The following is an 11,964-nucleotide window of genomic DNA, read 5'->3' on the forward strand; positions in this document are numbered from 1 at the left end:
CGAGGCCTCTCGGTCCGGAGATGTCGCGGTTCCGGCTCAGCCGGTCCTAGACATCGCCCCCCTGAGGGGGTCGCGCGGAACGCGGCGGGGGAGCCTCCCGCCTTGCGGTCAGGTCGAAGCGGAACAAGCGGCATTCGATCGGTCCGTTCCACAGCGGCACGCGGCGCGACTCCTTGAAGCGCATCTTGCCCGGCAGCTTGAGGTCGGGCGTGAGCAGCCAGGCGCTCCAGCCGGCGTAGTGGGTTTTCCAGTGCGCGGCGAGCTGGTTGAAGAAATCGCTGCCATCGCCGCCATCGGCCATCTGCGCGCTCTCGCGGCCCTGGCCCGGCGCGGGCGGCGCGGCCCGGCCCACGGTGAAGGTGCGCGGTGCGCGCGGCGCCATGCGCTGGGCGCGCGCGCTCGCGCGGTCCTCCGAACTCTGACCCGCCACGCCGGCGGCGGCGATGCGCTCGCCGTACGGCGGGTTGAGCAGCATCACGCCCGGGCGGCTGGTGGGCGGGGTGCGCTGCAGCGCGTCACCGCCACGCAACTCGATGGCATGCGCCACGCCCGCGCGCTCGGCATTGCGCTGCGCGAAGTCGACCATGCGGAACGACACGTCGCTGCCGAAGACGATGGGCGCGTGCCCGGCCGGCCATTCGCGCTGCTGCTTCAGCGCGTCGGCCTGGATGGCCTGCCACACGTGCGGCTGGAACGGCAGCAGCTTCTCGAACGCGAAGCGGCGCAACTGGCCCGGCGCGATGTTCAAAGCGATCTGCGCCGCCTCGATCACCACCGTGCCGCTGCCGCAGCAGGGGTCATACAGCGGAGGGATGTCGTCGAGCGCCACCTCGCCCGGGCCGGGCCAGCCGGTGGCGGCGATCATGGCTGCGGCCAGGGTTTCCTTCAGTGGCGCATCGCCCTTGTCCTCGCGCCAGCCGCGCTTGAACAGCGGCTCGCCCGAGGTGTCGATGTACAGGCTCACGGTGTCGGTGGTGAGGTGCACGTAGATGCGCACGTCCGGCCAGGTGGTGTTCACGCTGGGCCGTTCGCCGCGCTTTGCGCGGAAGCGGTCGCACACAGCGTCCTTGACCTTGAGCGCGGCGAAGTTCAGCGAGGTCAGCGGGCTGTGCTGCGCGGTGATTTCGACCTTGATGGTCTGGGCGGGCGTGAACCAGATTTCCCAGGCCACTTCGCCGGCGGCGGCGTACAGATCCTGCTCGCTGCGGTAGCCGCCGTGCCAGAGCTGCACCAGCACCCGCTGTGCCAGGCGGCTGTGCAGGTTCAGGCGCAGGGCGTCGCGCCACGAAGCGTTGAGCGCCACGCCGCCGCGCGCCTTGTGCGGTGCGGCTTCGCCGGTGATGCGCTGCACCTCGGTGGCGAGCATGTCCTCCACGCCGGCGGCGCAGGGCAGAAAGATTTGCAACTGGTTCAAAGTGATTTGCGCAGGTTGGCGGGCGCGATGCGCAGCGCCTCGCGGTATTTGGCCACGGTGCGGCGCGCGCACTCGATGCCCTGCTCGCGCAACAGGTCGGAGAGCTGGTTGTCCGACAGCGGCTTGGCCGGTTCCTCGGCGGCGATGAACTGCTTGAGCAGCGCGCGCACCGCGGTGCTCGACGCATTGCCGCCAGTTTCGGTGCCCAGCGACGAGCCGAAGAAGTACTTGAGTTCGTAGGTGCCGAAGGGCGTGGCCATGTACTTGGCGGTGGTCACGCGGCTGATGGTGGATTCGTGCAGGCCGAGTTCGTCGGCAATCTCGCGCAGCACCAGCGGGCGCATGGCGAGTTCGCCGTGCATGAAGAAGTTGCGCTGGCGCTCGACGATGGCGCTGGAGACGCGCAGGATGGTGTCGAAGCGCTGCTGGATGTTCTTGATGAACCACCGCGCTTCCTGCAGGCGCTGCTGCATCGCGGCGTGCCCGGCCTCGCCGCCGTTGTCGCGTCCGCCGCGGTTCTGCCGCATGGCGTTGGCGTACACGTCGTGCACGCGCAGGCGTGGCATCACGTCCGGGTTGAGCGTGACCTTGAAGCCGCGCCCGGCGTGCGTGACGATCACGTCGGGCACGACCACATTGCGCTCCACGTCGACGAAGCGCCGTCCGGGCTTGGGCTCCAGGCGCGCGATCAGGCCGAGCGCGGCGCGCACGGTTTCGTCGTCGACGCCGCAGAGGTTGCACAGCCTCTTCACGTCGCGCTTGGCGATGAGTTCCAGCGGTTGTTCGCAGATGGCCAGCGCCGCGCGCGCCTCGGCCGTGTTGCGCAGTTCGAGGATTTGCAAGCGCAGGCATTCAGCGAGGTCGCGCGCGCCCACGCCCGAGGGCTCCATGTGCTGCAGCAGCTGCAGGGCCACGCCCAGGCGCTGTGTCAGCGCCTCGCGTTCCTCCAGACTGTTCAGCGGATCGCCCACGAGCTGGGGCGTGCCCGAGAGTTGCAACCAGGCGTCGGCAAGCTCGGCCAGGGACTCTTCCAGATAACCATCGTCGTTGAGGGATTCGATCAGGAAGTACAGCGCGGCACGGTCTTCGTCGGACAGGCGCAGACAGCGCGCCTGTTCGTGCAGGTGGTCCTGCAGGCTGACTGGCGCGCGCGCCAGGTCGGCCGCGGTGGCCGTGTCGTCGCCGTCGCTGGTGCCGCTGTTGCGCGCGGGCGCGTCGCCGCCCCATTCGCTGTCGTCGGGGGCGATCTCCACCGTGCCGTCGCCCTCCCAGCTTTCCTCCACGGGCGCGGCGCCGTCGAGCTTGCCTTCCAGGCTGTCGGCCTCGCCCGCGTCGGCGCTGGCGCTGCTGGTTTCGGGGGAAGACGGCGCGGGGCTGGCGACTTCGGGCGCGGAAACGTCGGCGATCTGCTCGCCCGCGCTCACCGGCACGTCGGTCTGATCCAGACCGAAGGTCTCTCGCTCGGCCATTTCCTCGGCCCGTTCGAGGAACGGGTTCTCGTCGAGCATCTGCTCGACCTCCTGCGCCATCTCCAGCGTGGAGAGCTGCAGCAGGCGAATGGATTGCTGCAACTGGGGCGTGAGCGCCAGGTGCTGCGAGACGCGCAGTGACAGGCCTTGTTTCACGGCCTCACATCCGGAAATGTTCGCCGAGGTAGACCCGGCGCACGTCGGCGTTTTCCACGATCTCGGCCGGCGTGCCGCTGGTGAGCACGTGGCCGTCGTTGATGATGTAGGCGCGGTCGCAGATGCCCAGGGTCTCGCGCACGTTGTGGTCGGTGATGAGCACGCCGATGCCACGGGATTTGAGGAAGCCGATGATGCGCTGGATCTCGATCACGGCGATCGGGTCGATGCCGGCGAAGGGCTCGTCGAGCAGGATGAAGCGCGGGTCGGTGGCCAGGGCGCGCGCGATCTCCACGCGGCGGCGTTCGCCGCCCGAGAGCGCGGGCGCGGGCGAGTCGCGCAGGTGGTCCACATGCAAGTCCTGCAGCAGGGCGTCGAGCCGGTTCTCGATGGTGGCCGCGCTCAGAGACCGGCCTTGCTCGTCCACCTGCAGTTCCAGCACGGCGCGCACGTTGTCGGCCACGCTGAGCTTGCGGAAGATCGACGCTTCCTGCGGCAGGTAGCCCAGGCCGAGGCGCGCGCGGCGGTGGATCGGCAGCCGCTCGATGGACTGCTCGTCGAGCAGGATCTGGCCGGCGTCCGACCGCAGGAGTCCCACGAGCATGTAGAAGGAGGTGGTCTTGCCCGCGCCATTGGGGCCGAGCAGGCCCACCACCTCCCCCTTGAACACGGCGAGCGAGACGTCCTTGACCACCTTGCGACTGCCGTAGGCCTTCTGCAGGCCACGCGCCTCCAGGCGGCTGACGGCAGGGTTGGCGGGGCGACCGTCAGGGCCGGTCGCCGGGCGGGAGGGCATGGCCGTCACTGGCGACCCTCTTGCAGCTGTGAACTGGGCTTGAGCGCGGCCGGCGGCGGTGGAGCCACGGGTGCGGCCGCCGCCTCCCCTTCCTTGGGCACTGGCGTGAGCATGGCGCGCACCCGGCCCGAGGGGTTGAGCGGCGTACCGCCGGCGGCGCCACCGCCGTCGACGGTGAACACGTCGGTGGTGTTGTTGTAGACGATCACGTTGCCAGTGGTCTCGTCGTTGAGCTCGGTGCCCTTGAAGCGCTTGAGCACGGCTTTTCCGATGAAGCGCACGGTGTCGGCCTTGCTGTCGTATTCGATGCGCTGGGCCGTGCCTTCGATGAATTCATCGACGCCCTCGCGCTTCTGGCGGAAGAAGCCCGGGCTGCCGTTGACGATGCCGAACTGGTTGCCCTGCGCGTCCTGCCGCACCTCGACCTGGGCGCCCCGGATCAGGATGCTGCCCTTGGTGATGACCACATTGCCAGTGAAGACGCTGGTCTGGCGCGCGTCGTCGTAGCGCAGGGCGTCGGCTTCGGCATTGAGCGGCTGGTTGCGGTCGGCTTGTTCCGCCAGGGCGGCGCCGGTGCACCACAGGACGGCGCTCAGGCAGAAGGCCTGGGGCAGCGCGCGGCGGAAAAAGGGGGTGGCAGGCATGGAATGTGAGGGCACGAAACTTGCATTCATTGTAGCGGCCACCCAGGCCCATGAACGACGAGGCCCGCACGCGGCGGGCCTGGGCGTCAGCAGACGGCAAGCTGTATCAGCCCTTGCGCAGCTCCGCGATCAGGGCGTTGGCCACCACCAGGGTGCGAGGGCCCTGGCCCGGGAGGTAGTAGCGCCCGGCGATGCCCAGCGCCGGCGTGCCTTCCACCCCGTAAGCGTCCTGCAACTGCACGGCGCTCTGGGCCTTGTCACCGGTCGGCCCGCTGTTGTAGGCCTCGGTGAAGGCCGCGCGGTCCACGCCCTGCTTCGCCACCCAGTCGACGATCGCCGGCGGCGTGGTCAGCGGGAGGCGGTCCACATGGATGGCTTGGAACACCTTGGCGTGCAGCCGGTCGACCAGGTTCATGGACTCCAGCGCGAAGTACAGGCGCTGCATGGGCACAAAGGCCGGGCTGAAGGCCACCGGCATGCGCCGCACGGTGACATGGGACGGCTTCTGCTGGATCCACTGCTCGAACGCCGGTTCAAAGTTGAAGCAGTGGATGCAGGAGTAGGCAAAGAACTCCACCACCTCGATCTGGCCTGCCGGGCTCTCCACCGGTGCGGGCTTGGGCAGCCGCACGAAGTCCACGCCTTCCTTGGGGCCCACGCGCTGGGCAAGCGCAGGCGTCAGGGTCAGGCCGCTGGTGGCGGCAATGGCGGTGGTGCCGGCGGCCAGCAGGGACCGGGAAAAAACGCGACGTTGCATGGAATGAGACTCCTGTGGATGGCCCGGTTGGGGCCATGGGCAGGGGCAAAAGTTCCCTCGCCCGGGGGCGGCGTAGGCGACGCAGGGGGGTTATTTCTGCACGCGCACCAGCGCCGCGTCCACGCCATTGACCTGCAGCTGTTCCTGCGTCAGGTCGGCCAGGGCCTTCTGGTTGAACGGGCCCACGCGCACGCGGAACACCGTGCGGCCACTCTGCTCGCGCTCGGTGACCTGGGCATCGATGCCCAGCATGGCCAGCTTGGCGCGCTGGGTCTCGGCATCCTGCGGCGTGCGAAACGCACCGGCCTGCACGAAATAGGTGAACGGGTCGGCGCCGGGCGCGGGAGCAGCGGCAGCGGCCGGTGCCGCCGCAGCGGGCTGCTGCGCCAGGCGCGACTGCACCAGGTCGCCCAGCGGATCGGCGGCGGGCCGGGAAGCGCTGGCATCCGGTGGCACGACGATGGCCCCGGGCGTCTGCGCGGCGGGCGCGGCTGGCGTCGCGGGGGCGGCGGGCGCGCCGCTGAGCGAGCGGTTCGGGTTCCAGCCCTTGTTGCGCTCGGCCTCCAGGGCGTCCTGGTCGGCGTTGCGCGAGAGGTTGCGGTCCACGAACGGGATCGGCACGCGCGTGACGTACACCGCCACGGCGAGTGCCACGCCCAGGCCGACGAGCACGCCGATGACGAAGCCCACGAGGGTGCCGCCGAAAGTGCTTCGGGACGAAGCCGGTTTCTTTTTCATTGCTGGTTTCACCATCACATCTTCTGCGGGGCACTGACGCCCAGCACTGCCAGGCCATTGTGCAACACCTGCGCGGTCGCGGCGACCAGCGCCAGGCGCGCCTTTTTCACCGTTTCATCGTCCACCAGGATGCGCTCGGCGTCGTAGTAACTGTGGTAACTGGCCGCCAGTTCGCGCAGGTAGAAGGTGACGTCGTGCGGCGCGAAGTCGCGCGCGGCGTCACCCAGCATCGCGGGGTACTTCGCCAGCAGCAGCATCAGGGCCTGGGCCGGCGCGCTGTCGAGCGCGGCGAGGTCGGCGTCGGCCAGCGTGGCCACGTCGCCGCCCCACGAGGCCAGCACCGAGCAGATGCGCGCGTGCGCGTACTGCACGTAGTACACCGGGTTGTCGTTGTTCTTCTGCACCGCCAGGTCGACGTCGAAGGTGTATTCGGTGTCGGGCTTGCGGCTGAGCAGGAAGAAGCGCACCGCGTCCTTGCTGGTCCATTCGATCAGGTCGCGCAGCGTGACGTAGCTGCCGGCGCGCTTGCTGATCTTGACCTCCTGGCCGCCGCGCACCACGCGCACCATGGTGTGCAGCACGTAGTCGGGGTAGCCGGCGGGGATGCCCACGCCAGCGGCCTGCAGCCCGGCGCGCACGCGCGCGATGGTGCCGTGGTGGTCCGTGCCCTGGATGTTGATGACCTTGCTGAAGCCGCGCTCCCACTTGGCGATGTGGTAGGCCACGTCGGGCACGAAGTAGGTGAAGGAGCCGTCGGACTTGCGCATCACGCGGTCCTTGTCGTCGCCGTAGTCCGTCGACTTGAGCCAGAGCGCCCCGTCCTGTTCGTAGGTCTTGCCGGCGTCGACCAGTTTCTGCACCGTGGCGGCCACGCGCCCGCTGGTGTACAGGCTGGATTCGAGGTAGTAGTGGTCGAACTTCACCGCGAAGGCCTGCAGGTCCAGATCCTGCTCGTGGCGCAGGTAGGCCACGGCGAACTGGCGGATGCCATCGAGGTCGTTGACGTCGCCGCTGGCGCTGAACGCGCGGTCGTCGGCCTGCACGGTCTTCTTCGCCAGGAAATCGTCGGCGATGTCCTGGATGTAGTCGCCGTTGTAGGCCGCTTCGGGCCAGCCCGCGTCGCCCGGCTTCACGCCTTGCGCGCGCAGCTGCGTCGAGGTGGCCAGGGTGCCGATCTGCACGCCCGCGTCGTTGTAATAGAACTCGCGGTGCACGTCCCAGCCCTGGGTGGCGTAGAGATTGCAGATCGCGTCGCCCAGCGCGGCCTGGCGGCCATGGCCCACGTGCAGCGGGCCGGTGGGATTGGCCGAGACGAACTCCACCATGAGGCGCTGACCGTTGGCCGGCTGCGTGCCGAAGCCATCGGCGGCCTGCAGCACCTCGCGCACGATCTGCTGCTTGGCCTCGGGTTTGAGACGGATGTTGAGAAAGCCCGGACCGGCCAGGTCGATGTCGGACACCCAGCGCTGGTAAACCGGCTGCGCCAGCAGCGCCGCGCGCAGGTTTTCGCCGAGCTGGCGCGGGTTGAGCTTGAGGGGTTTGGCCAGCTGCATGGCGGCGGTGCTGGCGAAGTCGCCATGGGCCGCCACCTTGGGCGATTCGAACGCCGCCTTGGCGCCGGCGCCCGGGGAAAGGCCTTCAAGCGCGACGGCCAGGCCGTCGAGCAGTTCCTGTTTGATCTTGAGCATAGGGACGGGATTTTAGGCGGCGGGCCCTGCCAGCCAGCGCGCCCAGTGCTCGATGCAGGCGCGCAGCTTGGGCAGGCGGTGGCGCTCCTGCAGCATCACGGCGTAGATGGGGATGCGGCTGCGGTCGAACCAGTCGTCGAGCACGGGCACGAGGTCGCCCCGGGCGATGTGCGGCTGCGACAGCAGGTCGTTGACGCGCGCAATGCCCACGCCGCGCAGGGCCAGTTCCAGCAGGACGACCGAGTTGTCGCTGCGCGTGTGGCCTTGCACCAGGTAGGCCTCCCCCTTGCGCTGGCCGGCGCGCTCGCTCCAGGGCCAGCGGTTGAGCACGGGGCTGGCGCTGTTGGCGATGAGGCGGTGTGCGGCCAGTTCGTCGGGGTGTTGCGGCGTGCCGAAGCGCGCCAGGTAGGCGGGCGCGGCGCACAGGCGGCGGCCGTGCTCGGCGATCTGGCGCGCCACCAGGTTGTCGCCGGTGATCGCGCCGGTGCGGATGGCGATGTCCACACCGTCGCGCGCCATGTCGCTGATGCGGTCGTCGGCCAGCACGTCCACCTGCAGGTGGGGATAGGCCTCGTACAGCGACGGCAGGCTGGGCACGATGGCGGTCTGCGCCAGCACCGGGCTCACGCTCACGCGCACCCAGCCGCTGGGGCCGGCGCGCTTGTGCTGGAACGCGGCGGCGAGCTCGTCGCGCGTGTCCAGCAGCCGGCGCGCGTGGGCGGCGAAGGTGTCGCCCTCGTCGGTCAGGCTCAGGCCGTGGGTGCTGCGGTGCATCAGGCGCGCGCCGCAGCGCTCTTCCAGCCGCACCAGCGCGCGCGAAACCTGGCTCACCGGCGCGTGGCGTTCGCGCGCGGCAGCCGAGAGCGAGCCCAGTTCGGCCACGCGCAGGAACAGGGCCGCGTCGTCCAGATCGAGTTTCATGGCCGGCATTGTGCTTGCTTTGCAAAAAATGCAAAGCCTTTTGACGTTTCAAGCCGTTTCCGGCACCTGGTCATATCACTACATTCGGCACCTACCGCAACCCAGGAGCCCGCCATGACCCCCACCGCATGCCCCGATCCGCACGACTTCGCTGGCAACCGGCGCCACGCCGAACACCTGCGCCAGGAAAGCACCGACGACGTCTGGCGGGGCGCCGATGCCGCGCTGGCCCGCGTGTGCCTGGACGCCCGCGCCCGCCTGGCGCGCAGCACGCAACGCCTGCAGGCCCGCCTGCAGATGCACCGGCAGCGAAGCGCCCACGCCTGAAAGGAGCCCCGACATGCCCCTGGTCACCCTCACCCTGCGACAGCCCCGGCCACCGGCCTTCAAGACCTCGGTCCTCGACGCGGTGCACGCCGCGCTGGTGGCGGCCGGCGTGCCCGAGACCGACCGCTTCCAGCGCGTCTTCACGCTCGAGGAAGCCGACGCGCACATCGACCCCCACTACCCCGACCTCACGGCACCCCGCACGCAGGACTTCCTGCTGATCGAGATCCTCTGGTCGGTGGGCCGCAGCGTGCGGGTCAAGCGCGCGCTGCTGGAGCGGCTCATGGCCGCGCTCTCGCGCCTGGGCCTGAACCCCGAGCACGTGATGGTGGTGTTCCAGGAAACGGCGTGGGAGAACTGGTCGTTCGGCGGCGGGCGCCAGCCCCACGTCTGAGCGCCTGACGCCTTCGCCGCTAGCCCGGTACCGGCCTCAGCCTTTCGCGGGCCGCGGCCTTCACCGCCGCCGTGAGCCGCTGCGCCGAGAGCGACTCGTGCGCCCAGTGCTGCCAGTACAGCATCACGTCCACCGTCGCCCCGGGCAGGATCTCCTGCAGGCCAGGGCGCGCCCGCAGGTGCTGCTCGGGCACCATGCCCCAGCCCAGGCCGAGCTCGATCGCGGTCTCGAACGCCTCCACGGCGGGCGCGAAGTGGCGCGGGTAGTTCGGCTGGCGCAGACCGAAGTGTTGTTCGAGAAAGCTGTCCTGCAAGGCGTCCTTGCGGTTGAAGATGATCGCGGGCTGGGCCAGCAGCCGGTGCGGTGAGACCGCGCCGCCGGGCGTGCGGCAGCGCTGCGCCACGGCCGGTGCCGCCACGCAGCGGTAGCGCATCACCCCCAGCGGCTCGGCCACGCAGCCGCGCATGGCCGTGGCCAGCGCGGTCACGCAGCCCATCACGTCGCCACTCTTGAGCGCGGCGTGCGTGTGGTCCTGGTCGTCGATCATGATGTCGAGCAGCAGGCGGTGGCGCTGCACCATGGCCGCCACACCGGGCAGGAACCAGCCGGCCACCGAGTCGGCGTTGATCGCCACCGACAGGCTCTGCCAGCGCGCACCCGCCTTGCCCGCGCCACCGCCCTGCAGGCCGGCCAGCAGGTCGGCCTCCATCGAGCGCACCTGCTTCACGTGACCCAGCAGCGCCTGGCCGGCGGGCGTGGCACGCACCTGCTTGCCGCGCACCAGCAGGCGCTGGCCCAGCGTGTCCTCGAGCGACTTGATGCGCAGCGACACGGCAGCCAGCGTGAGGGAGAGGGCCTTGGCGGCCGGGCCGAAGCCGCCGTGTTCGATGACGGCGTTGAGGGCTTCGAGTTGGCGGGCGTCGAGCATGGTGCTTGAGGAAAACTTGACCCCATGGGGTTTGAATGGGTTCAGTTTAAGCCGCCGACACGGGCGGACGCGGGTGCGAGGCGCCCGATGTTCACGCCGTCTGATCCGCGCGCTCGGCCTGTTGGCGCATCAGGCTGGCCGTGCGCATGTCCGTGGGATACCACAACTCCGCACGCAGCCGGGCGCCCGATGCGTCATGTGGCAAGCCGCATACCGTCTGGACAGCGCAAAAGCTCAGAGCGCCCAGTCGCGTGTCCAGCGTGACGTCGAAACTGGTCGCCATGGCATCGCGCTGCGCGGGCGGCACCAGGCAGCCATAGCGCGCCACCAGCACCGCCTCCAGTGCATCGACACGCGGCCGCAAGCCTGGCCGGACCCATTGCTCCGCGCGCAATTGGCCCAGCAGGGCGGCAGCGATCCTTTTGGGGGACCGCGCACAGGACAGCCAGCCGCGCGGATCGGCCAGTGCGGCCAGCATGTCGAGCCGTTCGCCCGCCCAGACGCCCGGCATCACGACATCGCACAACCATCGGCCGGCCGGGTTGGCCTGCACGATGTGCCAGTCGGCGTTGAAGACGTGGCCCGGGTTCGGGTAGTGCAGTGCAATCGTGCGCAGCGCCACTTCGTCGCAGCGCGTCGGACTGGCGGGTAGGCGGGGGGAGGGACGCAGCGGCGCATAGCCCGCGTTGAGCAGGGCCGCGTTGGCCAGCGACGTGCCGCCACCCATTTCCCGCAGCCAGGCCAGCAGCAATGCCCGGCTCGGACGCGCGCGGTCGCGCTCGATGAAATTGACATGCCGCTGCGACACATCCAGCCGCAGCGCAAGTTCAAGTTGCGAACAACCTGCGTTGAGCCGCACCGTTCGCAGCAGTCCCGAAAGTTCCGAAGCCACACCACCTCCACCAGGCGATGCACCATCGCCTGGCGGTTCATTATCGCCATTTAGCTGCAAACTGCAACTATTACGATCAGTAGGTAGTTTCGCTTTCGTCGCTGTCAAAGAGCTCGCGCGAACGCTCCCAGACGCGGCGTATGAGCTCGCGCAGCGTGGCGCGTTCCTGCGCGTTCAGTTCGGCCAGCAGGGTCTGTTCGGCCTTCACGGTGAGCGGTGCCACGGTGTCGTACACCGCCTGCCCCGCCGGGCTCAGCTGGAGGATGATGCGGCGGCGGTCCGTCGTGTCGATGTGACGCTGGACGAAGCCCAGCCCATCGAGCTGCCCCAGCGCCCGCGAGAGGTTCACACTGTCCATGGCCGCCCGCAGTCCGATTTCCTTCGCCGTGATCGGCTGGAGCTCGCCGACATGCGCCATCACGCGCCAGGCCGCCGGCGACATGCCGTAGCGCTCGCGGCACAGCGCGTGCACGCTGCCGCCCACGCGGTTGGTGATCCCCGCGCAGTGGTAGAGCAGGCTGCGCTCCAGTTGAAGGGCTTTGGCGCGCTGTGGTGTCGGCATGAAGCGTGGCTCTCAGGAAATAACTGCATTATGCAAGCAGTTGTTTCTTCGGCACGCTGGATCTCTAGCGCTTTCAAGCCTCTGCGTCGGCGGGTGTATCGAGTGCAAAGGACCCGGTCTGAATGGCTCCCGCCCGCTGGTACGTGGCAACGGCGTTGTCACGTTGGCGGAAATAGCGTGCAAAGTCGGTAGAGGTATCGGTGTTCAGAATCCTAAGGACGGACTTTGGGTGTTGCCGGTGAAGGCGCGCCACGATTCGAAGCGCGCGGCCAGCTGCT

Annotated in this window: 13 protein-coding genes; 2 read left to right on the forward strand and 11 right to left on the reverse strand. The window is 69.2% G+C overall.

Annotated elements, in window-relative coordinates; all coding sequences use genetic code 11:
* Positions 1 to 46: 46 nt before the first annotated feature.
* The 8 genes from AB7P10_RS18930 to AB7P10_RS18965 form a co-directional block, all read right to left on the reverse strand.
* Positions 47 to 1,414 (reverse strand): THUMP domain-containing class I SAM-dependent RNA methyltransferase, encoded by a 1,368-nt coding sequence (locus AB7P10_RS18930; protein ID WP_428295394.1) that lies wholly within the window; start codon positions 1,412 to 1,414, stop codon positions 47 to 49.
* Positions 1,411 to 3,039 (reverse strand): RNA polymerase factor sigma-54, encoded by a 1,629-nt coding sequence (locus tag AB7P10_RS18935; protein WP_428295395.1) that lies wholly within the window; start codon positions 3,037 to 3,039, stop codon positions 1,411 to 1,413. The genes AB7P10_RS18930 and AB7P10_RS18935 overlap by 4 nt, the downstream gene beginning before the upstream one ends.
* A gap of 4 nt (positions 3,040 to 3,043) precedes the next feature.
* The gene (gene lptB / locus AB7P10_RS18940) at positions 3,044 to 3,835 is read right to left on the reverse strand and encodes an LPS export ABC transporter ATP-binding protein (RefSeq protein WP_428295396.1); all 792 of its coding nucleotides are present in this window, start codon (positions 3,833 to 3,835) and stop codon (positions 3,044 to 3,046) included.
* A gap of 5 nt (positions 3,836 to 3,840) precedes the next feature.
* The gene (lptA, locus tag AB7P10_RS18945; RefSeq protein ID WP_428295397.1) at positions 3,841 to 4,479 is read right to left on the reverse strand and encodes a lipopolysaccharide transport periplasmic protein LptA; all 639 of its coding nucleotides are present in this window, start codon (positions 4,477 to 4,479) and stop codon (positions 3,841 to 3,843) included.
* A 106-nt stretch (positions 4,480 to 4,585) separates the two neighbouring features.
* The gene (locus AB7P10_RS18950) at positions 4,586 to 5,236 is read right to left on the reverse strand and encodes a thiol:disulfide interchange protein DsbA/DsbL (RefSeq protein WP_428295398.1); all 651 of its coding nucleotides are present in this window, start codon (positions 5,234 to 5,236) and stop codon (positions 4,586 to 4,588) included.
* Between the two features lie 90 nt (positions 5,237 to 5,326).
* Positions 5,327 to 5,974 carry an SPOR domain-containing protein gene (locus AB7P10_RS18955; protein ID WP_428295399.1) on the reverse strand — a complete coding sequence of 216 codons (648 nt, stop codon included), beginning with the start codon at positions 5,972 to 5,974 and terminating at the stop codon, positions 5,327 to 5,329.
* Positions 5,975 to 5,988: 14 nt separating this feature from the next.
* A complete protein-coding gene (argS, locus tag AB7P10_RS18960) occupies positions 5,989 to 7,662 on the reverse strand; it encodes an arginine--tRNA ligase (protein ID WP_428295400.1) in 1,674 nt (557 codons plus the stop codon).
* Positions 7,663 to 7,674: 12 nt separating this feature from the next.
* Complete coding sequence (locus AB7P10_RS18965; protein WP_428295401.1) at positions 7,675 to 8,583, reverse strand: LysR family transcriptional regulator; 909 nt, start codon at positions 8,581 to 8,583, stop codon at positions 7,675 to 7,677.
* 114 nt (positions 8,584 to 8,697) lie between these two features.
* Between AB7P10_RS18965 and AB7P10_RS18970 the strand changes: the two genes are divergently transcribed.
* Positions 8,698 to 8,910, forward strand: a complete 213-nt coding sequence (locus AB7P10_RS18970) for a hypothetical protein (RefSeq protein ID WP_428295402.1) — start codon at positions 8,698 to 8,700, stop codon at positions 8,908 to 8,910.
* Between the two features lie 13 nt (positions 8,911 to 8,923).
* Entirely contained in the window at positions 8,924 to 9,304 is a 381-nt protein-coding gene (locus tag AB7P10_RS18975) for a tautomerase family protein (RefSeq protein WP_428295403.1), read from the forward strand.
* 19 nt (positions 9,305 to 9,323) lie between these two features.
* On the opposite strand, the gene argP is transcribed toward AB7P10_RS18975, so the two are convergent.
* From argP to AB7P10_RS18990, 3 genes are all read right to left on the reverse strand, one after another.
* The gene (gene argP / locus AB7P10_RS18980; RefSeq protein WP_428295404.1) at positions 9,324 to 10,232 is read right to left on the reverse strand and encodes an HTH-type transcriptional regulator ArgP; all 909 of its coding nucleotides are present in this window, start codon (positions 10,230 to 10,232) and stop codon (positions 9,324 to 9,326) included.
* Between the two features lie 91 nt (positions 10,233 to 10,323).
* The gene (locus tag AB7P10_RS18985; protein WP_428295405.1) at positions 10,324 to 11,124 is read right to left on the reverse strand and encodes a helix-turn-helix transcriptional regulator; all 801 of its coding nucleotides are present in this window, start codon (positions 11,122 to 11,124) and stop codon (positions 10,324 to 10,326) included.
* A gap of 76 nt (positions 11,125 to 11,200) precedes the next feature.
* Entirely contained in the window at positions 11,201 to 11,686 is a 486-nt protein-coding gene (locus AB7P10_RS18990; protein WP_428295406.1) for a MarR family winged helix-turn-helix transcriptional regulator, read from the reverse strand.
* Positions 11,687 to 11,964 lie beyond the last annotated feature (278 nt).

It is taken from the genome of Hydrogenophaga sp. (genome assembly GCF_050182545.1).
GTDB lineage: Bacteria > Pseudomonadota > Gammaproteobacteria > Burkholderiales > Burkholderiaceae_C > Hydrogenophaga.

Coding starts and splice junctions, on each gene's coding strand:
- lptB (WP_428295396.1), bottom strand. CDS start 3,835: ATGCCCTCCCGCCCGGCGACCGGCCCTGACGGTCGCCCCGCCAACCCT.
- lptA (WP_428295397.1), bottom strand. CDS start 4,479: ATGCCTGCCACCCCCTTTTTCCGCCGCGCGCTGCCCCAGGCCTTCTGC.
- AB7P10_RS18950 (WP_428295398.1), bottom strand. CDS start 5,236: ATGCAACGTCGCGTTTTTTCCCGGTCCCTGCTGGCCGCCGGCACCACC.
- AB7P10_RS18955 (WP_428295399.1), bottom strand. CDS start 5,974: ATGAAAAAGAAACCGGCTTCGTCCCGAAGCACTTTCGGCGGCACCCTC.
- argS (WP_428295400.1), bottom strand. CDS start 7,662: ATGCTCAAGATCAAACAGGAACTGCTCGACGGCCTGGCCGTCGCGCTT.
- AB7P10_RS18965 (WP_428295401.1), bottom strand. CDS start 8,583: ATGAAACTCGATCTGGACGACGCGGCCCTGTTCCTGCGCGTGGCCGAA.
- AB7P10_RS18970 (WP_428295402.1), top strand. CDS start 8,698: ATGACCCCCACCGCATGCCCCGATCCGCACGACTTCGCTGGCAACCGG.
- AB7P10_RS18975 (WP_428295403.1), top strand. CDS start 8,924: ATGCCCCTGGTCACCCTCACCCTGCGACAGCCCCGGCCACCGGCCTTC.
- argP (WP_428295404.1), bottom strand. CDS start 10,232: ATGCTCGACGCCCGCCAACTCGAAGCCCTCAACGCCGTCATCGAACAC.
- AB7P10_RS18990 (WP_428295406.1), bottom strand. CDS start 11,686: ATGCCGACACCACAGCGCGCCAAAGCCCTTCAACTGGAGCGCAGCCTG.